The 21,552-nt window shown below is 72.4% G+C and carries 15 protein-coding genes; 7 read left to right on the top strand and 8 right to left on the bottom strand.

The genetic code is table 11. From position 1 onward, the window contains the following. Positions 1 to 188: 188 nt before the first annotated feature. Positions 189 to 1,094 (bottom strand): LLM class flavin-dependent oxidoreductase, encoded by a 906-nt coding sequence (locus ACZ6KO_RS32520; RefSeq protein ID WP_469307560.1) that lies wholly within the window; start codon positions 1,092 to 1,094, stop codon positions 189 to 191. Between the two features lie 54 nt (positions 1,095 to 1,148). Here ACZ6KO_RS32520 and ACZ6KO_RS32515 point away from each other — a divergent pair, with 54 nt between their 5' ends. Continuing rightward, positions 1,149 to 2,027, top strand: a complete 879-nt coding sequence (locus tag ACZ6KO_RS32515; RefSeq protein ID WP_469307559.1) for an HAD family hydrolase — start codon at positions 1,149 to 1,151, stop codon at positions 2,025 to 2,027. Between the two features lie 33 nt (positions 2,028 to 2,060). Here ACZ6KO_RS32515 and ACZ6KO_RS32510 read toward each other — a convergent pair whose 3' ends face one another. From ACZ6KO_RS32510 to ACZ6KO_RS32495, 4 genes are all read right to left on the bottom strand, one after another. Next, positions 2,061 to 3,794, bottom strand: a complete 1,734-nt coding sequence (locus ACZ6KO_RS32510; RefSeq protein ID WP_469307558.1) for a sensor histidine kinase — start codon at positions 3,792 to 3,794, stop codon at positions 2,061 to 2,063. A 171-nt stretch (positions 3,795 to 3,965) separates the two neighbouring features. Then, positions 3,966 to 7,607 carry a thiol reductant ABC exporter subunit CydD gene (gene cydD, locus ACZ6KO_RS32505; protein WP_469307557.1) on the bottom strand — a complete coding sequence of 1,214 codons (3,642 nt, stop codon included), beginning with the start codon at positions 7,605 to 7,607 and terminating at the stop codon, positions 3,966 to 3,968. A 34-nt stretch (positions 7,608 to 7,641) separates the two neighbouring features. After that, positions 7,642 to 8,646, bottom strand: a complete 1,005-nt coding sequence (cydB, locus tag ACZ6KO_RS32500) for a cytochrome d ubiquinol oxidase subunit II (RefSeq protein WP_469307556.1) — start codon at positions 8,644 to 8,646, stop codon at positions 7,642 to 7,644. A gap of 34 nt (positions 8,647 to 8,680) precedes the next feature. Further along, on the bottom strand, positions 8,681 to 10,186 hold the full coding sequence (locus ACZ6KO_RS32495; protein WP_469307555.1) for a cytochrome ubiquinol oxidase subunit I: 1,506 nt from the start codon (positions 10,184 to 10,186) through the stop codon (positions 8,681 to 8,683). A gap of 256 nt (positions 10,187 to 10,442) precedes the next feature. Between ACZ6KO_RS32495 and ACZ6KO_RS32490 the strand changes: the two genes are divergently transcribed. Further along, a complete protein-coding gene (locus tag ACZ6KO_RS32490; protein ID WP_469307554.1) occupies positions 10,443 to 10,811 on the top strand; it encodes a cyclophilin-like fold protein in 369 nt (122 codons plus the stop codon). Here ACZ6KO_RS32490 and hisC read toward each other — a convergent pair whose 3' ends face one another. Beyond that, positions 10,812 to 11,906 (bottom strand): histidinol-phosphate transaminase, encoded by a 1,095-nt coding sequence (gene hisC, locus ACZ6KO_RS32485; RefSeq protein WP_469307553.1) that lies wholly within the window; start codon positions 11,904 to 11,906, stop codon positions 10,812 to 10,814. A gap of 350 nt (positions 11,907 to 12,256) precedes the next feature. Here hisC and ACZ6KO_RS32480 point away from each other — a divergent pair, with 350 nt between their 5' ends. The 3 genes from ACZ6KO_RS32480 (at position 12,257) to ACZ6KO_RS32470 (ending at position 15,723) form a co-directional block, all read left to right on the top strand. Continuing rightward, entirely contained in the window at positions 12,257 to 13,372 is a 1,116-nt protein-coding gene (locus tag ACZ6KO_RS32480; protein WP_469307552.1) for a LacI family DNA-binding transcriptional regulator, read from the top strand. 181 nt (positions 13,373 to 13,553) lie between these two features. Beyond that, a complete protein-coding gene (locus tag ACZ6KO_RS32475) occupies positions 13,554 to 14,768 on the top strand; it encodes a metallophosphoesterase (protein WP_469307551.1) in 1,215 nt (404 codons plus the stop codon). A gap of 148 nt (positions 14,769 to 14,916) precedes the next feature. Continuing rightward, the gene (locus ACZ6KO_RS32470) at positions 14,917 to 15,723 is read left to right on the top strand and encodes a hypothetical protein (RefSeq protein ID WP_469307550.1); all 807 of its coding nucleotides are present in this window, start codon (positions 14,917 to 14,919) and stop codon (positions 15,721 to 15,723) included. An 18-nt stretch (positions 15,724 to 15,741) separates the two neighbouring features. Here ACZ6KO_RS32470 and ACZ6KO_RS32465 read toward each other — a convergent pair whose 3' ends face one another. Then, positions 15,742 to 16,731 carry a hypothetical protein gene (locus ACZ6KO_RS32465; protein WP_469307549.1) on the bottom strand — a complete coding sequence of 330 codons (990 nt, stop codon included), beginning with the start codon at positions 16,729 to 16,731 and terminating at the stop codon, positions 15,742 to 15,744. A gap of 205 nt (positions 16,732 to 16,936) precedes the next feature. On the opposite strand from ACZ6KO_RS32465, the gene ACZ6KO_RS32460 reads away from it, so the two are divergent. After that, the gene (locus tag ACZ6KO_RS32460) at positions 16,937 to 18,025 is read left to right on the top strand and encodes a glycosyltransferase (protein WP_469307548.1); all 1,089 of its coding nucleotides are present in this window, start codon (positions 16,937 to 16,939) and stop codon (positions 18,023 to 18,025) included. A 120-nt stretch (positions 18,026 to 18,145) separates the two neighbouring features. Here ACZ6KO_RS32460 and thiC read toward each other — a convergent pair whose 3' ends face one another. Further along, positions 18,146 to 19,933: a phosphomethylpyrimidine synthase ThiC gene (thiC, locus tag ACZ6KO_RS32455; RefSeq protein WP_469307547.1), complete on the bottom strand. Its 1,788-nt coding sequence runs from the start codon at positions 19,931 to 19,933 to the stop codon at positions 18,146 to 18,148. Positions 19,934 to 20,113: 180 nt separating this feature from the next. Between thiC and ACZ6KO_RS32450 the strand changes: the two genes are divergently transcribed. Continuing rightward, a complete protein-coding gene (locus tag ACZ6KO_RS32450; RefSeq protein ID WP_469307546.1) occupies positions 20,114 to 21,529 on the top strand; it encodes a YibE/F family protein in 1,416 nt (471 codons plus the stop codon). Positions 21,530 to 21,552 lie beyond the last annotated feature (23 nt).

Raw genomic sequence — 21,552 nt, 5'->3', positions numbered from 1 at the left:
GGCGCCGCCCCCGCGGGGGCGCGGCCCCGGGCGCCCCCCCCGGGGGGGGGGGGCCGCGCGGGGGGGCCCCCGGGGGGGGGGGCGGGCCCGGGGGGGGGGGGGGGCCCCCGCCCCCGCGGGGCGGGGCCCCCCCGCGTCTCAGGTACCGGTGTGTCTCAGGTACAGCTGCGTCTCAGGTACCGGTCGTGTCAGAGACCCAGCTGGGCCAGGCCGTCCGTGGCGATCTTCTCGAAGACCGCTTCGTCGGCCGCGAAGTCGCTGCCCGCGATCGGGGCGTGGATCACGATCTCGGTGAAGCCGAGCTCGCGGTGGCGGCCGGCGAAGTCGACGAAGGCGTCCACCGATGCCAGCAGCGTGTTCCGCTCCGGGGTGAAGCCGGTCAGCAGGACCTTCTCCATCGCCCCGGCGTCGCGGCCGATCTCGGCGCACGCCTTGCCGAGCTTCTCGATCTGACCGCGCAGCGCCTCCAGCGACTGCTCCGGGGTCCCCGTCTCGAACAGTTTGGGGTCGCCGGTGGTGACCCAGGCCTGGCCGTGGGCCGCGGCCAGCTTCAGCCCGCGCGGGCCGGTCGCCGCCACCGCGAAGGGCAGCCGGGGACGCTGTACGCAGCCGGGGATGTTGCGGGCCTCGTCCGCCGCGTAGAAGGTGCCCCCGGAGGTGACCGCGTCCTCGGTCAGCAGCCGGTCGAGCAGCGGGACGAACTCGGCGAAGCGGTCGGCCCGCTCCCGCGGGGTCCACGCCTCCTGGCCCAGCGCCGTCGCGTCGAAGCCGTTGCCGCCCGCGCCGATGCCCAGCGTGATCCGGCCGCCCGAGATGTCGTCGAGGGAGATCAGCTCCTTGGCCAGGGTCACCGGGTGCCGGAAGTTCGGCGAGGTCACCAGCGTGCCCAGGCGCAGCCGCTCGGTGGCCGCGGCCGCCGCGGTCAGCGTCGGCACGGCGCCGAACCACGGGCCGTCGCGGAACGACCGCCACGAGAGGTGGTCGTAGGTGTAGGCGGTGTGGAAGCCCAGCTGCTCGGCCCGCAGCCACTGGTCGCGGCCACCGCCGTGCCAGCGCCGTACCGGGAGGATCACGGTGCTCAGACGCAAACTCATGCCCACGAGCGTACGGGGGTCCCCGCAACAGGGGCGCATCAGGCAGGTGACGGCATGGGCGAAGATGGAGCCGTGACCTCGGCCTCCCAGCGCCCCGAAGGGCCTGCCCCTGTGACCCGGCTCATCGCCACCGACCTCGACGGCACCCTGCTGCGCGACGACAAATCCGTCTCGCCGCGCACCGTCGCCGCACTCGCGGCCGCCGAAGCGGCCGGGATCGAGGTCTTCTTCGTCACAGGCCGCCCCGCGCGCTGGATGGACGTGGTCGCCGATCACGTCCACGGCCACGGGCTGGCGATCTGCGCGAACGGCGCGGCCGTGGTCGACCTGCACGCCGGGCGCGAGTTCGTCCAGGTCCGCGCGCTGCCCCGGGACGCCGCCCTGTCCGTGGTGCACCTTCTGCGCGAGGCGGCCCCCGGCACCTCGTTCGCGGTCGAGCTGACCACCGGGATCCACTACGAGCCGGCGTACCCGCCCTTCTACCAGGACCCGGGCGCCACCGTCGCCGCCGCCGAGAAGCTGCTGCACGAGGAGCCGGCCGGGAGCGGGGCGCCCGTGCTCAAGCTGCTCGCCCACCACCCGGAGCTGGCCCCGGACGCGTTCCTGACGCTCGCCCGCTCCGCCGCCGGCGCGTACGCCTCCCTCACCCGTTCCAGCCCGACCGCGCTGCTGGAGATCAGCGGCCACGGCGTCTCCAAGGCCAGCACGCTCGCGCTGTGCTGCGCCGAGCGCGGGATCTCCCCCGAGGAGGTCGTGGCGTTCGGCGACATGCCCAACGACGTGGAGATGCTCCGTTGGGCGGGTACGTCGTACGCGATGGGCAACGCCCACCCGGACGTGGTCGCGGCAGCCTCGGGCCGTACGGTCGCCAACGAGGAGGACGGCGTGGCCGTCGTCATCGAGCGGATCCTGGCCGAGCGCCTCGCCCGCTGAGCGTACGGACGCACACCTCCCCGGACGGCGCGCCTACAGCGGGGCCTCCCACACCAGGGTGGTCCCGGCGCCGTTCTCGCCCAGCCCCGGCCCGTACCAGCTGGCGCCGCCCAGCGACTCGGCACGCCGGCGCAGGTTGCGCAGCCCGCTGCGGCGGCCGCCCTCGGGAACGCCCACCCCGTCGTCGGCCACCTCCAGCCGTACGCCGGGCCGCCCGTCGGCCAGGGTGACGGTGGCGTCGAGCACCACCTCGATCCGGCCGGCCTCGGCGTGCCGGAAGGCGTTGGAGAGGGCCTCGCGCAGCGCGGCGATCAGGTTCTTGCCGATCAGTTCGCCCACCTTGCTGTCGACCGGGCCCAGGAAGCGGTGCGAGGGCTTGAAGCCCAGGGGCACCGCCGCCATGTTGATCTCCCGGAGCACCCGGGTGCGCAGCCCCGACGGCGCCTCCGCCGGGCCCTGCTGCAACGCGAAGATCGCCGTGCGGATCTCCTGGATGGTCACGTCCAGTTCGTCGACGGCCTTCCCGACCCCCTCGACCACCTCGGGCACGACCGACCGGCGCTGGGCGCCCTCCAGCATCATCCCGGTGGCGAACAGCCGCTGGATGACCAGGTCGTGCAGGTCACGGGCGATCCGGTCGCGGTCCTCGAACACCGCCAGCCGCTCGCGGTCGCGCTGCGCCTCGGCCATCATCAGTGCGAGGGCCGCCTGCGAGGCGAACTGCGTGGCCAGGGTCCGCTCCGCCTCCGTGAACGGCCGCCCGCCCCTCGCCCGCGGGGTCACCAGCGCACCCAGCACCCGGCCCCCGCTCTGCAGCGGCAGCATCATGCAGGGTCCGAAATCGCTGGTCAGGCGGCTGATCATGCGGGGATCGGCCGAGACGTCGTCCACGAACACCGGCTCGCCCCGGGTCAGCCCGTCCACCACCGGGCTCTCCGCCGGTACGACGACCCCCAGCGAGGTCGCCGGGTCGTCGGAGGAGACCGCGACGATCTCCATGCCGCCGTCGGCGGCCGGCAGCAGCACGATCCCGGCGGCCGAGTCGGCCAGCCGCCGGGCCTGCTCGGCCACGACGGCCAGCGCGTCGTCGGCGTCCCCGCCGGACAGCAGCGCGGTGGTGACGGCCACCGATCCGTCGATCCAGCGCTCGCGCTGGGTGGCGGCCTCGTAGAGCCGGGCGTTGCCGATGGCGATGCCCGCCTCGGTGGCCAGGACCCGGACCATGTGGAGGTCGTAGTCGTTGAACTCGCCGCCGCCGTTCTTCTCGGCGAGGTAGAGGTTGCCGAAGATCTCGCCCTGGACCCGGATCGGGACGCCCAGGAAGGTCTTCATCGGCGGGTGGTGGGCCGGGAAGCCGGCCGAGCGCGGGTCCCTGGTCAGATCGGCCAGCCGCACCGGGTCCGGATGCCGGATCAGCGCGCCCAGCAGGCCCCGCTTGCCGTCGGGCCGGTGCCCGATGAGCTCGGCCTGCTCGCTGCTGATCCCGTACGTGACGAAATCGGAGAGACCGCGCCCCTCGGTGTCGACGACGCCGATCGCCGCGTAGCGGGCGCCCGCGAGTTCGGCCGCGGTCTCGCAGATCCGGTCCAGCGTGGAGTGCAGTTCGAGGCCGGTGCCGACCGAGCGCATGGCCTCCAGCAGCTGCGGGACGCGGGCGGTGAGCTCGGTGGACAGGCCCTGGAGGCTCCGGGTGGCCTGGGTCGCGGCCTCCAGGGGATCCCGTGGGGCCGGCGGGTCCGGGGTTTCCTGCGGCTCCTGAGCTGACATGCCCTTGAGCCTAGTTAGTCCGTTTTACCGGGGAAAGTCGGCACCAAGCCCCGCCACGGCCGGATCCACCGGCCCCGCCCGGGCCGCCGTCACCGCCCGGCCCGCCCGGGCCGCAGCCACCGCCCAGCCCAGGCCGCCGTCACCGCCCGGCCGCCGCCACCGCCGTCACCGTCACCGCCCGCTCGCCACCGCCACCGCGCCCGCGCCGGACAGATCCGCCGCACGCTCGCGCTCCAGCATCCGCCGCAGCGGCCCGTCGGCCGCCGCCAGCTCCTCGTACCCGCCCCGCTGGACGACGGCTCCGCCGTCGAGGACGATCACCTCGTCGACCTCCTCCAGCCCGGCCAGCCGGTGCGTGATCAGCACCGTGGTGCGACCGCGCGTGGCCGCCAGCAGATCCGCCGTCAGCGCGTCGGCGGTCGCCACGTCCAGGTGCTCGGCCGGCTCGTCCAGGACGAGGACGGGGAAATCGGCGAGGAGGGCCCTGGCCAGGGCGAGCCGCTGGCGCTGGCCGCCGGAGATCCGCTCGCCGTGCTCGCCGACGAGGGTGTCCAGGCCGTCGGGCAGCGCGTCGGCCCAGTCCAGCAGCCGGGCCGCGGTCAGCGCCGCGCGCAGCTCGTCCTCGCTCGCGCCGGTCCGGGCCAGGCGCAGGTTCTCCCGTACCGAGCTGTCGAAGACGTGGGCGTCCTGGGCGCACAGGCCCACCACCCGCCGTACGTCGTCCCCGTCCAGCGCGCGGGCGTCGACACCGCCCACCGTGTACGCGCCCTCGCGGACGTCCAGGAAACGCAGCAGGACCTGGGCGAGCGTGGTCTTGCCGGAGCCGGACGGCCCGACGACCGCCACACGCCGCCCGGCCTCCAGCGTCAGGTCGATCCCGCGTACGGCGTCCCGCTCCTGCCCGGGGTGCCGGGCGGCGAGCCCGGTCAGCCGCAGCGGGAACGGCGAGCCGGGCAACGCCCGCGCCCGCTCGGGTTCGGCGACCGGCACCGGGGCGTCGAGCACCTCGTGCACGCGCTCGGCGCTGCGCCGCACCCGCTGGCGGTACTGGACGGCGAGCGGCAGACCGCTGACCGCCTCGAACGCGGCCAGCGGGGTGAGGACGACGACCGCCATCGCCACGCCGGACAGCCGCCCCTCGGCCACGGCGTCGGCCCCGGCCGCCGCGGCCAGGACGACGGTCAGCCCGCAGACGAGGGCCGACAGCCCGCCGCCCAGTCCGGTGGCGGCCGCCCCGCGCCGGGCGATCCGCGTCAGCGTCGCGTCGCCGGCGCGCACCTGGTCCTTGCGCCGCCCCAGCGCCCCGGCGACGGTCAGCTCGGCGGTGCCGGTGAGCAGATCGGCCACCCGGGTGGCGAGCTCGCCCCGGGCCGGCGCGAGCCGCCGCTCGGCGCGCCGCGCGCAGGCCCCGCTGACCAGCGGCACCCCCACGCCGGCTGCCAGCAGTCCGACGGCGAGCGCGGCGCCGGCTTCGGGCAGCAGCCAGACGGTGAACGCGACCGATCCGGTTCCGACGAGCACGGCGGTGCCGACGGGCAGCAGCCACCGCAGCCAGTAGTCCTGCAGCGCGTCCGCGTCGGCGACCAGCCGGGTCAGCAGGTCCCCGCGCCGGCTGTGCCGCAGCCCGCCGGGGGCGATCCGCTCCAGCCGGGCGTACACCGACACCCGCAGGTCGGCGAGCATCCGCAGCACGGCGTCGTGCGACACCAGCCGCTCGGCGTACCGGAAGACGGCCCGCCCGATACCGAAGGCCCGGGTCGCGGTGACCGCCATCATCAGGTACAGCACCGGCGGCTGTTCGGACGCCCGTGAGATCAGCCAGCCGGAGACGGCCATCAGCCCGACGCTGCACCCGACGGCCGCCGCGCCGAGCAGCAGCCCGAGCCGGAACCGCCCGCGCCAGGCCTTGGCGGCGTCGCGCACCCGCCCCAGCGCGTCGGCCCCGCCGCGGCTGGCGGCACCCGGTCCGGAGCCGGCCGTACCGGGCCCGTCCGCCGCCGCGTCAGCCGCCCCGGCCGGCGTCCCGTCCGCCACCGCAGCCGCCGTCCCGGCCTCCGCCGGCGCGCCCCCGAGGATCCACTCCCCGGGGTCGGACACCCCGTACGCCCCGCCCTCGCCGGCGCTCGCCACGGCACCGCCGGGCGCACCGGAGCCGGCGACGCCACCCGCCCCGGCGGCCGCGGGGGCCAGCCGCACCACCCGGTCCGCGACCGCGAGCAGGGCGGGCCGGTGGACGACCAGCAGGACGGTACGGCCCACCGCGAGCCGGCGGACGGCGTCGACCACGCCCGCCTCGGTCTCCCCGTCGAGCGCGGCCGTGGGCTCGTCCAGCAGCAGCACCGGCCGGTCCGCCAGGAACGCCCGCGCCAGGGCGAGCCGCTGGCGCTGGCCGGCGGACAGCCCCAGCCCGCCCTCGCCCAGCGGGGTCCCGGCACCGCGCGGCAGCGTGGAGACGAACTCCCAGGCCCCGGCGTCCCGCAGCGCGCGGGCCACCTCGTCGTCGGTGGCCCGCGGGCGGGCCAGCCGTACGTTCTCGGCGATGGTCCCCGCGAACAGGTGCGGACGCTGCGGCACCCACGCCACCTGCTCCCGCCACTGTTCCCACGACAGTTCCGCGAGGTCGACGCCACCGACGCGGACCCGCCCCGCCGTCGGCTCCACGAACCCCAGCAGGACCGACAGCAGCGTGGACTTGCCCACCCCGCTCGGTCCCGTCAGCGCCACGCACTCCCCCGGCGCGACCGTGAGCGACACCGGGCCGGGGGAGGCCTCGGCCCGCCCCGGGTAGCGCACCGTCACCCCCTCGAAGGCAAGCGACAGCGTGGACGGCACCTCGGCCGTGCCGCCACCGGGGCCGGCCGGGGTCTCCAGCACCTCGAAGATCTCCTCCGCGGCCGCCAGTCCCTCCGCGGCCGCGTGGTACTGCGCCCCGACCTGCCGCAGCGGCAGATAGGCCTCGGGGGCCAGGACCAGGATGACCAGCCCCGTGTACAGGTCCAGTTCCCCGTGCACCAGCCGCATGCCGATGGTCACCGCCACCAGCGCCACCGACAACGTGGCCAGCAGCTCCAGCGCGAAGGACGACAGGAACGCGATCCGCAGCGTCCGCAGGGTGGCCCGCCGGTAGTCGTCGGTGATCCGGCGGATCGACTCGGCCTGCGCCTTGGCCCGCCCGAAGACCTTCAGCGTCGGCAGCCCCGCCACCACGTCCAGGAAGTGCCCCGACAGCCGGGACAGCAGCCGCCACTGACGGTCCATCCGGGCCTGGGTGGCCCATCCGATCAGCACCATGAACAGCGGGATCAGCGGCAGGGTGACGACGATGATGGCCGCCGAGACCCAGTCCTCGGTCACGATCCGGGCCAGCACCGCCGCGGGCACGACCACCGCGAGCCCCAGCTGCGGCAGATAGCGGGAGAAGTAGTCGTCGAGCGCGTCCACGCCCCGCGTGGCCAGCGCCACCAGCGACCCGACGCGCCGGCCGCCCAGCCGGGCGGGCCCCAGATCGGCCGCCCGGTCCAGCAGCCGGCCCCGCAGCTCCGACTTGACCGCGGCGCTCGCCCGGTGGGCGGCGAGTTCCGTCAGCCACGCCACGAGGCCGCGCCCCAGCGCCACCGCCGCGAGCAGCAGCAGCGGCGTCCGCAGCGCGGCCCCGTCCAGGCCGTCCTCGAAGGCACCGACCACGATCTCGGCGATGAGCATCGCCTGGCCGACGACCAGCCCTGCCCCGGCCAGCCCGAGGGCCACCACCGCGGCCAGGAAGAGCCGGGTGGATCGGGCGTACCGCAGCAGGCGCGGGTCGATCGGTTTCACGTGAAACATCCCCCTCGACGGGAAGGAACTGCCATCAGTGCGCGGCGTCGGCGATGTGCTGCGTGCCGATCCGCTTGCGGAACACCCAGTACGTCCAGCCCTGGTAGAGCAGCACGAGCGGGGTCGCGATCACGGCCAGCCAGGTCATGATCTTCAGGGTGTACGGGCTGGAGGAGGCGTTGGTGACCGTGAGGCTCCACGCGGCGTCCAGCGAGGAGGGCATGACGTTCGGGAACAGCGTCAGGAACAGCATCGCGACGGCGGCGGCGATGGTGATCCCGGACAGGGCGAACGCCCAGCCCTCGCGCCCGGCCCGGGTGAAGCCGAGGGCCGCGACCAGTGCCAGCACGGCGACGGCCATGGCGACCAGGCTGGCGGTGTCACCGCGCGAGACCTGGGTCCAGATCAGGAAGACCAGTGCCAGCACGGCGGTGACCACACCCAGGCGCAGCGCCAGGGCGCGCGAGCGGTCCCGGATCTCGCCGACCGTCTTCAGCGAGGTGAAGACCGCGCCGTGGAAGGTGAAGAGGGTCAGGGTGACCAGGCCGCCGAGGAGCGAGTAGCCGTTCAGCAGGTCCAGGAACGTGCCGACGTACTCCATGTCCTGGTCGATCTTCACGCCGCGCACGATGTTGGCGAAGGCCACGCCCCACAGGAACGCGGGGATCAGCGAGGTCCAGAAGATCGCCTGCTCCCAGTTGGTCTGCCAGCGCTCCTCGGGCCGCTTGGCCCGGTACTCGAAGGCGACCCCGCGGATGATCAGGCAGATCAGGATGAGCAGCAGCGGCAGGTAGAAGCCGGAGAAGAGGGTGGCGTACCACTCGGGGAAGGCGGCGAAGGTGGCGCCGCCGGCCGTCAGCAGCCAGACCTCGTTGCCGTCCCACACGGGCCCGATCGTGTTGATCAGGACCCGCTTCTCGGTGCGGTCGCGGGCGAGCAGCTTGGTCAGGACACCGACTCCGAAGTCGAAGCCCTCCAGGAAGAAGTAGCCGGTCCACAGGACGGCGATGAGCACGAACCAGACGTCGTGGAGTTGCATGGCGGGGCCTCCTCGGCCTCAGGACGAGTCGGACTCAGTACGAGAAGGCCATCGGGCGGTCGGCGTTCTTGTCGTCGCCACCGATCTTGGTGGGCGGGTTGAGGTCGGACTCGGTGAGCTCGGGCGGCCCGGCCTTGACGTACTTCACCAGCAGCCGGACCTCGATCACCGCGAGCACGGCGTACAGGAGCGTGAAGCCGATCATCGAGGTGAGCACCTCGGCCTGGCTGACCCCGGGCGAGACCGCGTCCCGGGTGCGCAGGACTCCGTAGACCACCCAGGGCTGGCGGCCCATCTCGGTGAAGATCCAGCCCCAGGAGTTGGCGATCAGCGGGAAGCCCATGGTCCAGAGCGCGACGATCCAGTACCAGTGGGTGAACCGCGGGCTCAGGGGCTTCTTGAGGAGCACCAGGTGCGGGACCTCGTCCTCACCGGTGCGCAGCGCGGGCGGCAGCAGGAACTTCTTGCGGGTCAGCCACAGCCCCAGCACACCGATGCTGAGCGAGGCCATCCCGAAGCCGATCATCCAGCGGAAGCCCCAGTACGCGACGGGGATGTTGGGCCGGTAGTCGCCGGGCCCGTACTTCTCCTGCTCGGCCTTGTTGACGTCGTTGATGCCCGGGACGAACGAGGTGAAGTCGTCGTTGGCCAGGAAGGACAGCAGTCCCGGGATCTCTATGGCGACCTTGTTGTGGCCCTTCTCGACATCGCCGTAGGCGAAGATCGAGAAGGGGGCGGGCGCCTCGCCGTCCCAGAGCGCCTCGGCGGCGGCCATCTTCATCGGCTGCTGCTTGAACATCACCTTGCCGAGCAGGTCGCCGCTGATGGCCGTGCCCATGCCGGCGATGATCAGGGTGATCAGGCCGAGCCGCAGCGAGGTGCGCATCACCGGGACGTGCTTCTTGCGCGCCAGGTGGAAGGCGGCGATTCCGACCATGAAGGCGCCGCCGACCAGGAACGCGGCCGTGATGGTGTGGAAGAACTGGGTGAGGGCGGTGTTCTGGGTGAGCACCAGCCAGAAGTCGGTGAGCTCGGCGCGGCCGCGCTCCTCGTTGATCCGGTAGCCGACCGGGTGCTGCATCCAGGAATTGGCCGCGAGGATGAAGTACGCGGAGAGCACGGTGCCGATCGACACCATCCAGATGCAGGCCAGGTGGATCTTCTTCGGCAGCCTGTCCCAGCCGAAGATCCACAGGCCGATGAACGTGGACTCGAAGAAGAAGGCGATCAGGGCCTCGAAGGCGAGCGGGGCTCCGAAGATGTCACCGACGAACCGCGAGTAGTCGGACCAGTTCATGCCGAACTGGAACTCCTGGACGATGCCGGTGACGACACCCATCGCGATATTGATCAGGAACAGCTTGCCCCAGAACTTCGTGGCCTTGAGGTACTTCTCCTTCTCGGTCCGCACCCAGGCCGTCTGCAGGCCCGCGACCAGCGCGGCCAGCGAGATCGTCAGGGGAACGAAGAGGAAGTGGTAGACGGTCGTGATGCCGAACTGCCATCGCGCCAGGGTTTCCGGCGCCAGTGCCAGATCCACGTCGCTTCTCTCCTTCGCGTAGCCGGGGCCACTGCGCGCAGTGTGCCGGGGATGTCCCACTCAATCCGGGAGAAAGCAGGACACGCTTGTGAACGCGTTCACATTCACAAGCATTATGTCGCACACGATTCCGGGCCATTCACCCGGGGGGTCCCTGACGCCGCGCCGGAGGGGGTCGCCCGGGGAGCAGCCGGGACACCGGACACCCGGGCCGCACCCCTGGCGGATATCTTCAACAAATTGTTGAATGAATCCCATGCAGATACGGATCTCCTGGCCCGCCGGCCAGCTCACCGCGACCCTCGACGACACCCCGACCGCCAAGGCCCTCGCCGCGGCGCTCCCGATCTCCGCCTCCGCGCACACCTGGGGCGAGGAGGTCTACTTCGACACCCGCGTCTCCGTGGCACTGGAGGCCGACGCCCAGCAGGTCGTCGACCCCGGCACGGTCGCCTTCTGGACCGAGGGCGACGCGCTCGCGCTGCCCTACGGCCCCACCCCCATCTCCCGCGGGGGCGAGAGCCGCCTGGCGAGCCCGTGCAACGTCCTCGGCTCACTCGACGGCGACCCCCGCCTGCTGGCCACCGTCCGCGACGGCGACCCCGTCCGCGTGGAACTGGCCTGATCAGGACCCGTCCCGCTCCATCTCCTTGAAGAACGCCTCGGCCGTGTGCAGGAAGAGGTCGTTCGCCTCGGTCTCACCGATCGTGATCCGCAGGCCCTCACCCGGGAACGGCCGGACCACCACACCGGCCTTCTCGCAGGCCGCCGCGAAGTCGGCGGTCCGCTCCCCCAGCCGCATCCAGACGAAGTTCGCCTCGCTGACCGGCACCGTCCAGCCCTGAGCCGTCAGCGTCTCGTGGACCCGGTTGCGCTCGCAGACCAGCGAACCGACCCGCCCCAGCAGCTCGTCCTCCGCGCGCAGCGAGGCGACGGCCGCGTCCTGGGCGAGCTGGCTGACGCCGAAGGGGACCGCCGTCTTGCGCAGCGCGGCGGCCACCGGCTCGTGCGCCACGGCGAACCCGACGCGCAGCCCGGCCAGGCCGTACGCCTTGGAGAACGTGCGCAGCACCGCCACGTTCGGACGGTTGCGGTAGATCTCGATGCCGTCCGGGACCTCCGGATCGCGGATGAACTCCTTGTACGCCTCGTCCAGCACCACCAGCACGTCCCCGGGCACCCGGTCCAGGAACCGCTCCAGCTCCGCGCGGCGCACCACGGTGCCGGTGGGGTTGTTGGGGTTGCAGACGAAAATCAGCCGGGTCCGCTCGGTGATCGCGTCGGCCATGGCGTCCAGGTCGTGCACGTCACCGTCGGTCAGCGGCACCGGCACCGCGGTGGCGCCCGAGATCTGCGTGATGATCGGGTACGCCTCGAAGGACCGCCAGGCGTAGATGACCTCGTCGCCCGGGCCGGCCGTCGACTGGATCAGCGACTGGGCCACGCCCACCGAGCCGGTGCCCGTGGCGATGTGCTCCACCGGCACCCCGAACCGCTCCGCGAGCTCGGCGACCAGACCCGTGCAGGCCATGTCGGGGTAGCGGTTGAAGTTCCCGGCGGCCGCGACCGCGCTCTCCAGCACGCCCGGCAGCGGCGGATAGGGGTTCTCGTTGGAGGACAGCTTGTACGCCACGGGGCCCCCGGAGGCGGCGGGCTTGCCCGGCTTGTAGGTGGGGACGCCGTCCAGCTCGGCGCGCAGCTTCGGGCTCTTCTCGCTCACCGCAGGTCCTCCTCGACCTTCCCGTGCAGTTCAATACTGCTCACCTTATGAGGATTCCGCCCGCCCGGAAATGGAGGGCGCCAGGAATCTGGGGGAGCGCACGCATATATGCGCGCGCCGGTGGCCTGCGCCGTGGCGCGCGTCCCTCGTGCAGGTGAGTTGAGACCAGTCCGAGACCAAAGCGCTTTGGCATGCTCGTACCCGACGACAAGCTACCCACATGGTCTTCGCGGTCAAGTTCCATTGTTTCCAAGGTCATTGGGGGTGGCGAACCATGCAGAATCGTTCCTGTTAGCGGGTGCATATGCACCCGGACCACCCACCCCACCGAGCCCTACTATCGGCCTGCCATGACAGCAGCAGGGAAGCATCAGGTGAGCCGGACCGAGACCACCCGGCGGGCCGCCGGCCGGCAGGGCCGGGCCGGCATCAGGGACGTGGCCGCCGCGGCGGGCGTCTCGATCACGACCGTCTCAGACGCGCTCAATGGCAAGGGCAGGCTGCCGGACGCCACCCGCCGCCACGTCCGCGAGGTGGCCGACCGGCTGGGCTACCGCCCCTCCGCCGCCGCCCGCACCCTCCGTACCGGCAAGTCGGGCCTCATCGGCCTGACCGTGACGACGTACGGGGATGAACCTTTCACCTTCACCGAATTCGCGTACTTCGCCGAGATGGCCCGGGCCGCCACCTCCGCCGCGCTCGCCCGCGGCTACGCCCTGGTCATCCTCCCCGCCACCTCCCGCCATGACGTCTGGTCGAACGTCGCCCTCGACGGCACCGTCGTCATCGACCCCTCCGACCACGACCCCGTGGTCAGCGAGCTGGTCCGCCAGGGCCTGCCGGTGGTCTCCGACGGCCGCCCGGCCGGCTCGCTCCCCGTCACCGCCTGGGTCGACAACGACCACGAGGCCGCCGTACTCAACCTGCTCGACCACCTCGCCGCCGCCGGCGCCCGCCGGATCGGGCTGCTGACCGGCACCACCACCGACACCTACACCCGGCTCTCCACCACCGCGTACCTCAACTGGTGCGAACGCGTCGGCCAGGACCCCGTCTACGAGTCCTACCCCGCGCACGACCCGTGCGCGGGCGCCGTCGCCGCCGACCGGCTGCTCGCCCGCCCCGACCGGCCCGACGCCGTCTACGGGCTCTTCGACCCCAACGGCACCGATCTGCTCGCGGCCGCCCGCCGCTACGGCCTGCGGGTCCCCGACGACCTGCTGCTGGTGTGCTGCAGCGAGTCCACCGTGTACGCCAACACCGAGCCGCCCATCACCACCCTCTCGCTCAAGCCCCGCCGCATCGGCACGGCCGTCGTCCAGCTCCTCATCGACGCCATCGAGGGAGTCGACACCGGACGCCCCGTCGAACAGGTCGTTCCGACCGAACTGATCGTCCGCACGTCCTCGCAGCGCAGGCAGCCGCGCACCACGGTGAGCCCGCCCCGCTCCCCCGCACAGAACTGACAAGTAGCCAAAACAGGAGAAAACGGCAGGAACGTGCGGCTCCGGTCAGGATTCACCACCCTGGTGCGTCACACAGCGCGAGCCGCATTCCTATGATGGGCGCACGACATCACGGACCCTCCGGCCCGGAGGCCAGGAGGGTCCGCAGGTGTACGGCAGCGCGACGGTGGTGGAGGGGTCGATGACTCAGGGGGCCGGTCAGGGACCCGCGATGCGGACGGAGACGCTGCGGGACTTCACGGTCCCCGCGCCCCGGACCGCTGCGTACGCCGAATCCGGCGGGCACCCCGACGAGAGTCCCGTCTACGGCGAGTACCCGGCGTACTACGACGAGAGCGCACCCGTCCCGCCGCGCCCCGGGTACGCCCCCGACTACACGCCCCCCTACGCCCCCCACGGCACCGAGCCGGCCGCGCCCGCGGCCCCGGCCGCCCCGCCCGCCGAGGACCCGGCGGACCCCGACGGCTACACGCCCACCCAGCGGGACCTCCCCGTGATCACCCGCGCCGCGGGCGGACCCGGCGACACCGTCCAGGTCCACTACGCCGCCCAGGACGAGCGCTCCGGCGGTCCCGGCCCCCTGTACGTCGTCGGCGACGTCCACGGCTACCTCGACGAGCTGATCGCCGAACTCCAGGCGCAGTCCCTCATCGACGCCGACTGCCACTGGTCGGCCGGCAACGCCCGGCTCTGGTTCCTCGGCGACTTCACCGACCGCGGCCCCGACGGCATCGGCGTCATCGACCTCGTCATGCGGCTCTCCGCCGAGGCCGCCGCCGCCGGCGGCTACTGCAAGGCGCTCATGGGCAACCACGAGCTCCTGCTCATCGGCGCCAAGCGGTTCGGCGACACGCCCATCCAGTCCGGCGCCGGCACCGCCACCTTCCAGGCGGCCTGGCTGCTCAACGGCGGCCAGCGCGCCGACATGGACCGGCTGGAGGACGTCCACCTGCAGTGGATGTCGCGCCTGGACGCGGCCGCCCTGGAGGAGGGGCACCTGCTGCTGCACTCCGACACCACCGCCTACCTCGACTACGGCGACTCCATCGAGGACGTCAACGACACCGTCCACGAGCTGCTGAACCGCAACGACGCCGAGATCACGTGGGACCTGTTCCGGAAGTTCACCAAGCGCTTCGCCTTCCGTGACGAGGAGAGCGGCCCGGACGCCGTACGCGAGCTGCTGAGCACGTACGGCGGCGGCCGCGTCGTCCACGGGCACAGCCCGATCCCCTACCTGCTGGGCGAGGTCGGCACCGAGGACGGTGACGAGAGCCGCGGCCCGGAGGCCGTCGACGGCCCGCACGTGTACGCGGACGGGCTCGCCATCGCGATGGACGGCGGCGTCACGATGGCCGGAAAACTGCTGGTCGTGCAACTACCGCTGCGCGACTGAGCGTTCACGGACCGGGGTAATTCTCCGAAGCCCCTGTCACCGTACGGTGCAGTCGCTCTACCATCGCTCGTATCCGTAGCAGGCTCTCCTCCGTTTGTGCCGGTGCCCGGTCTACGCGGGCAAACCGGCCCACGCGGAGCATCGGGGGATGCACATGACCAGCGCTCCGCATCTGCTGACCGAGGACCGTCCGGAGTTCGACCGGCTCCTCGACGAGGCGCTGCGCACCGCGCACGAGCGGCCCGAGCTCGCCACCCTGGGCGAACGGCTGAACGCCGAACAGCTGCGCACGATGGCGATCGGGGCCCAGGCCCTGCTGACGGCCGCGGCCGCCGCCGAGTACGACCACTACGTGAAGGTCCGCGAGGAGCTGCGCGACGAACCGCTCGTGCCGTCACCGGCCGAGGAGGACGACGGGGACGGCGGCGGGGCGGGAGTCAGCGCCGTGGTCGCGGTCCTCGCGCCGGTCCTGGCGGGCACCGCCATGCTGATCTTCCTGCTGGTGGGCTACATCCTGAAGCTGATCGAGCCCGAGCCGGCCTTCGCCGACACCATGCTGACGGCCGGCTGGCTCTTCGGCGCGCTGACCGCGGCGGCGATCCTCTTCGCGGCGGTCGGACTGCTCGTGACGGCCGTGCGCAACAGCGCCACGGAGGTCGTGGCGGACGTGGCCGAGGCGGTGCCCGACGAGGTCTCACGAGCCAAGGAGGCCTGGCGGCACGCGCTGCTGGAGCGCGGCATCGTGCCGTTCCTGCGGGACGCGCTGGCCGACCCGAGCGCGGGCACCGGGTTCCCGGTGCCCCGCACACCGGGGGCCGGGCGCATCCCCAACCTGGGGTACACCCGGCCCGATTTCACCAGTCCGGGCTCCCCGTCACAGGGAACCCGGCCCGGCTACACGCCTCCGGACTTCACCAGTCCGGACTTCGGCGGCCCGGAAACCGAGCCGCGGTAGGCCCTGCGGCCCGGTCGGCTACTTCATCGCCTTGGGGGCGTGGTTGGGGTCGGCCGGGCGGGAGGGCTGGTCACCGAAGCGCGCGAGCGGCGGCGGCGGGTCCCCCGGGTCGGGCTGGCTGGTCGGCCGGCTCCAGATCTCGTTGCAGGTGAGAGTGTCCGGGCTGCCGGGATTGATGTCGCAGAAGGTCTCCCACACCTCCCCGGCGGTGGTGAGGACCTCGACGTTGACGATGTTGGCCTGCGAGGAGATGGAGGTGGCGCAGGCGTTCGTCGGGTACGTCAGCCGCCCGTTCTCGTCCTCCGTGTCGGTCAGGTCGTACCAGATCCAGTTGGTCACCGCCGGCGTGAGGTCGCGGATGCCGACGAACGTCCGGCCGTCGGTGAGCACCGACTTGACCTCGCGGGATGCGGCCGGCCGGTAGGCGTCGACGTCCGAGCACGGGCCGGCCTCCCCGGGGATGCCCTGCGGACCCGTCGGACCCGTCGGACCCCGCAGGCCCTGCTCGCCCTGCGGACCCGTCGGACCGGTCGGGCCCCGCTGGCCCTGGTCGCCCGGGTCGCCCTGCGGGCCGGTCGGACCGGTGGGGCCCCTCCTGCCCTGCTCGCCCTGGTCGCCCTGGTCACCCGGCTCGCCCTGCGGACCGCGGGGGCCGCGCGGGCCGCGGGGACCGGTCGGGCCGACCTTGCACTTGTCGTACGCCATCTGCTGCCGCGCCGGCGCCTCGGCCGCCCTCTTCGTGGCCTTCTTGGCGGGCTTCCTGGCCCCCGGCTTCTTCGCCTTGTCGTCATCGTCGTAGCGGTCCGGCCGGTGGTCCGGCTTGTGGTGCGACGACTTGCACCGCTCGTCCTGGGGCGAGGCGAGAGACGGGGCGGCGACGGCGGGGAAGGTGATGCCCGCCAGCACCAGGGCCGCCGACGCGAGGGTGCCACCGGCGAGCCAGCGGCCGCGCCGGGGCAACGGGCCGAGCGAGGAACGGGTCCTGTCCTCAGGACTCACGGGACGCATACGCCACTCCTTGGGAAAACCGGATCGAATGACTTGCCGGAGCACATCCTGTGGATCACGGAGGCCATGGACACGACGCCTCGCTCATCCGTCAGCGGAACGGACCAGCGGCTCGCCGCCACTCGGGTGCGTCCGCGGCGGCCACCGGCCCGGCCCCGGCGAGCCGCCCGCCCGGTGGGCACAGGCGTCCCTAGGGTCACCGGCCGTGAAGCCGACCATCTGCCTGTGCATGATCGTGAAGAACGAATCCGCCGTCATCGAGCGCTGCCTGAGCTCCGTACGCGACCTCATCGACACCTGGGTCATCTCCGACACCGGTTCCACCGACGGCACCCAGGAACTCATCCGCACCACCCTGCGCGGCGTCCCCGGTGAGCTGCACGAGGAACCCTGGGTCGACTTCGGCCACAACCGCAGCCTCAACATCGCCCACGCCCGCGGCAAGGCCGACTACCTGCTGCTGCTCGACGCCGACCTGGTCGTACGGCGGGCCGGCCCGCTGCCCCCGCTCACCGCCGACGCGTACATGCTGCGCCACGCGGGCCCCACCGAGTACCGCATCAAGCGGCTGGTCCGCGGCTCCCTGGCCTGGCGCTACGAGGGCGTCACCCACGAGTACCTCACCTGCGAGGGCGAGGACACCGAACGGAACCTGGATGCCCTCGTCATCGAGGACCACGCCGACGGCGGCTCGCGCCACGACAAGTTCGAGCGCGACGCGCGGCTGCTCGGCGCCGAGCTGCGCCGCGACCCGTCCAACACCCGCACCGTCTTCTACCTCGCCCAGACGCTGCGCGACCTGGGCGACACCGCCGGGGCGATCCGCCTGTACGAGCGGCGCGCGACGATGGGCGGCTGGGCCGAGGAGGTCTACTTCGCCCTGCTCCAGGCCGGGGTGCTGCACGCGGACGCCGGCGACTGGCCGGCGGCGATGGACGCGCTGACCCGGGCCTGGGAAGCCCGCCCCGAACGCCTGGAGGCCTGTTACGAACTGGCCTCCAGACTCCGGCAGCGGGGCCGCTACCACGCGGCCCATGCCCTCAACAGCGCCGGCCTGGACCGGCCGGCCCCCGACGACCTGCTGTTCACCCAGCCCTGGATCTACCGCTGGGGGCTGCTCTTCGAGCACTCGATCACCGCGTACTGGGTGGGCGACGCGGCCGCCTCGCTCGCGGCCTGCGACCGGCTGCTGGACCTGCCCGACCTGCCCGAGACCTACCGCCGGCAGACCATGGCCAACCGGGTCTTCGCGGCGGAGCGGCTGGCCGTACCGGCCCAGGGCCCGCGGGTGTGACGGACGGCGCGGCCGGGTGGAGCGCACTCCGGGGCAGGACCCGGAGCCGGCGCGAAAACGGTGCTGCTCCCGGGGAACGGTGTTCTCCCCGGGAGCAGCACTCCCCCCAGTCGGTCCGCGTCAGTCCGCCAGTGGCAGGTAGACGCGGTTCCCGGCAGCGGCGAACTCGGCGGACTTCTCCGCCATGCCCGCCTGGATCTCGTCCGCCTTCAGGTCGCCGCCGTGCTCACGCCGGATGTCCTGCGAGATCTTCATCGAGCAGAACTTCGGACCGCACATCGAGCAGAAGTGCGCGGTCTTGGCCGGCTCGGCCGGAAGCGTCTCGTCGTGGAACTCGCGCGCCGTGTCCGGGTCCAGGGCCAGGTTGAACTGGTCCTCCCAGCGGAACTCGAAGCGGGCGTCCGACAGCGCGTCGTCCCACTCCTGGGCCCCCGGGTGGCCCTTGGCCAGGTCGGCCGCGTGCGCCGCGATCTTGTATGTGATGACACCGGTCTTCACGTCGTCGCGGTTGGGCAGGCCCAGGTGCTCCTTGGGCGTGACGTAGCAGAGCATCGCGGTGCCCCACCAGGCGATCATCGCGGCGCCGATGCCCGAGGTGATGTGGTCGTACGCCGGGGCGACGTCCGTGGTGAGCGGGCCCAGCGTGTAGAACGGGGCCTCCTCGCAGATCTCCTGCTGGAGGTCGATGTTCTCCTTGATCTTGTGCATCGGGACGTGGCCCGGGCCCTCGATCATGGTCTGCACGTTGTGCCGCTTGGCGATCGTGTTCAGCTCACCCAGCGTCTTGAGCTCCGCGAACTGCGCCGCGTCGTTGGCGTCCGCGATGGAGCCGGGGCGCAGGCCGTCGCCGAGGGAGTACGTGACGTCGTACGTCGCGAGGATCTCGCAGAGCTCCTCGAAGTTCGTGTAGAGGAAGTTCTCCTTGTGGTGCGCCAGGCACCACGCGGCCATGATCGAGCCGCCGCGCGAGACGATGCCGGTCTTGCGGCGGGCGGTCAGCGGGACGTACGGCAGCAGTACGCCGGCGTGGACCGTCATGTAGTCGACGCCCTGCTCGGCCTGCTCGATGACCGTGTCCTTGTAGATCTCCCAGGTCAGGTCCTCGGCGCGGCCGTCGACCTTCTCCAGCGCCTGGTAGAGCGGCACCGTGCCGATCGGGACGGGGGAGTTGCGCAGCACCCACTCGCGCGTGGTGTGGATGTTGCGGCCGGTGGAGAGGTCCATGACGGTGTCGGCGCCCCAGCGGGTGGCCCAGGTCATCTTCTCCACCTCCTCCTCGATGGAGGAGGTGACGGCGGAGTTGCCGATGTTGGCGTTGACCTTCACCAGGAAGCGCTTGCCGATGATCATCGGCTCGATCTCCGGGTGGTTCACGTTCGCCGGAAGCACGGCGCGGCCCGCGGCGATCTCCTCGCGGACGACCTCGGGGGAGACGTTCTCGCGGATCGCGACGTACTCCATCTCCGGCGTGATCTCGCCGCGGCGGGCGTACGCGAGCTGCGTGACGGCGGCGCCGCCCCGGCCCCGGCGGGGCTGGCGCGGGCGGCCCGGGAAGACAGCGTCGAGGTTCTTGAGGCCGCCGCGGGGCGAGGTGTGCTTGATGCCGTCGTCCTCGGGGCGCACGGGGCGTCCCGCGTACTCCTCGGTGTCGCCGCGGCCGATGATCCAGTTCTCGCGCAGGGGCGCGAGGCCGCGGCGGACGTCCGTCTCGATCTGCGGGTCGGTGTACGGACCGGACGTGTCGTAGAGCGTCACGTCCCTGCCGTTGGTGAGGTGGACCTGGCGTACCGGCACCCGGATGTCGGGGCGGGAGCCCGCGACGTACCCCTTGTGCCAGCCCGGCTGGCGCTGTTCCTCGCCGGTGCCGTCCTGGCTGACGGCAGGCGTCGTTGCGTCCTGAATGGTCATGAGACCTATCTCCCTACGCCGGCATTACCCGGTAACAGGTTCGGCGGTCGGCGCAGCCTCCTCCCGTACGCATCCGTGTGATGCGCGTACGGTGATCAGCGCCCTCTCAGCCCGGTGCTCCGAGCTCCCGCGTTGTGCAAAGGTGCCCCCACGCTAGCGTCATCTGTGGCGTGCTGAACAGTGGGCCCCCTCATCTCTTGCGATGATCTGCCTGTGACATCCTCCCCGCAGCCCCCCACCGAGCCCGGCCGACCCACCGACCCCGGCAGCCACGGGCACGGCAACGGGCACAGCCATGGGCACAGCCACGGGCACGGGCCGGCCGCCCCGGTCTCGAAGCACCTGCGCAAGGTCATCGCGGCGGTACTGATCCCGTTCGCCGTCGCCGTCTTCGTGGGCATGGCGATGCTCTGGCCCGGTGGTGCCCCGGGACACGAGCGCACCGGGGTGGGCTTCGACCGGCAGACCCAGCAGGCCAAGGTCGTCACGCTGGAGAATGTCGACTGCAAATCGGTGAACGCCGCGCAGGTGCCGTCGACCCCCAACCCCACCACCCCCGAAGGGCGCGAGGCGCAGGCGGCCCAGACCGGCGAGTGCAAGAAGGCGACCATCGAGGTCGGTACCGGTCCCGACAAGGGGCGGACCTTCGTCGAGATCGTGCAGCCGGGCGCACCGCGGCAGTTGGAGAACGGGCAGGAGGTCGTCGTCGCCTATGCGCCGGACGCGCCGCGGGACCTGCAGTACTCCGTCATCGACGTGAACCGGAAGTTCCCGATCGCGCTGCTGGCCGGTGTCTTCGCCCTGGTCGTGGTGGTGGTCGGCCGGATGCGCGGGTTCTTCGCGCTCGTCGCGCTCGCCGTCAGCTTCGCGATCCTGACGATGTTCATCCTCCCCGCCATCCTGCAGGGCTCGAATCCGCTGCTGGTGGCGGTGATCGGGGCCAGCGCGATCATGCTGATCGCGCTCTACATGTGCCACGGGCTGACCGCCCGGACCTCGGTGGCGGTCCTGGGCACGCTCGTCTCGCTCCTGCTGATCGGGGTCATGGGCTCGGTCCTCATCGACTGGGCGTTCCTGTCGGGCAACACCGACGACAACACCGGGCTGATCCACGGGCTGTACCCGGACATCGACATGAGCGGTCTGCTGCTCGCCGGCGTCATCATCGGATCGCTGGGTGTGCTCGACGACGTGACGGTCACCCAGACCTCGGCGGTGTGGGAGCTCCACCAGGCCGACCCGGGGATGGGGCCGCGCGCCGTGTACCGGGCGGCCATCCGGATCGGCCGGGACCACATCGCGTCGGTGGTCAACACCCTGGTGCTGGCCTACGCGGGCGCCGCGCTGCCGCTGCTGCTGCTGTTCTCGATCGCGAACAGCAGCGTCGGGGCGGTGGCCAACAGCGAGCTGATCGCGGAGGAGATCGTACGGACCCTGGTCGGCTCGATCGGGCTCGTGGCCTCGGTGCCGGTGACGACGGCACTGGCCGCGCTGGTGGTGTCGGCCGACCGGCCGGCAGCCGCAGCCACCGGTGCCGGCGGCCGGGCGCCCGCCGCACCGGGCCGGGGCGGGCGGGGCCGCCGGCGCAAGCGCTGACGCCGGCGCGAGCACCGACCTCG

This window comes from Streptomyces sp. NPDC042102, from assembly GCF_055582305.1.
The sequence above is the reverse complement of the archived record's forward strand: the minus strand, read 5'-3'. Positions and strand labels throughout refer to the sequence as shown.

Bases quoted from the DNA above. Each gene is read 5' to 3' on its own strand.
- ACZ6KO_RS32520 (WP_469307560.1), bottom strand. From the start codon at position 1,094: ATGAGTTTGCGTCTGAGCACCGTGATCCTCCCGGTACGGCGCTGGCAC.
- ACZ6KO_RS32515 (WP_469307559.1), top strand. From the start codon at position 1,149: ATGGGCGAAGATGGAGCCGTGACCTCGGCCTCCCAGCGCCCCGAAGGG.
- ACZ6KO_RS32510 (WP_469307558.1), bottom strand. From the start codon at position 3,794: ATGTCAGCTCAGGAGCCGCAGGAAACCCCGGACCCGCCGGCCCCACGG.
- cydB (WP_469307556.1), bottom strand. From the start codon at position 8,646: ATGCAACTCCACGACGTCTGGTTCGTGCTCATCGCCGTCCTGTGGACC.
- ACZ6KO_RS32490 (WP_469307554.1), top strand. From the start codon at position 10,443: ATGCAGATACGGATCTCCTGGCCCGCCGGCCAGCTCACCGCGACCCTC.
- ACZ6KO_RS32480 (WP_469307552.1), top strand. From the start codon at position 12,257: ATGACAGCAGCAGGGAAGCATCAGGTGAGCCGGACCGAGACCACCCGG.
- ACZ6KO_RS32475 (WP_469307551.1), top strand. From the start codon at position 13,554: ATGACTCAGGGGGCCGGTCAGGGACCCGCGATGCGGACGGAGACGCTG.
- ACZ6KO_RS32470 (WP_469307550.1), top strand. From the start codon at position 14,917: ATGCACATGACCAGCGCTCCGCATCTGCTGACCGAGGACCGTCCGGAG.
- ACZ6KO_RS32465 (WP_469307549.1), bottom strand. From the start codon at position 16,731: ATGCGTCCCGTGAGTCCTGAGGACAGGACCCGTTCCTCGCTCGGCCCG.
- thiC (WP_469307547.1), bottom strand. From the start codon at position 19,933: ATGACCATTCAGGACGCAACGACGCCTGCCGTCAGCCAGGACGGCACC.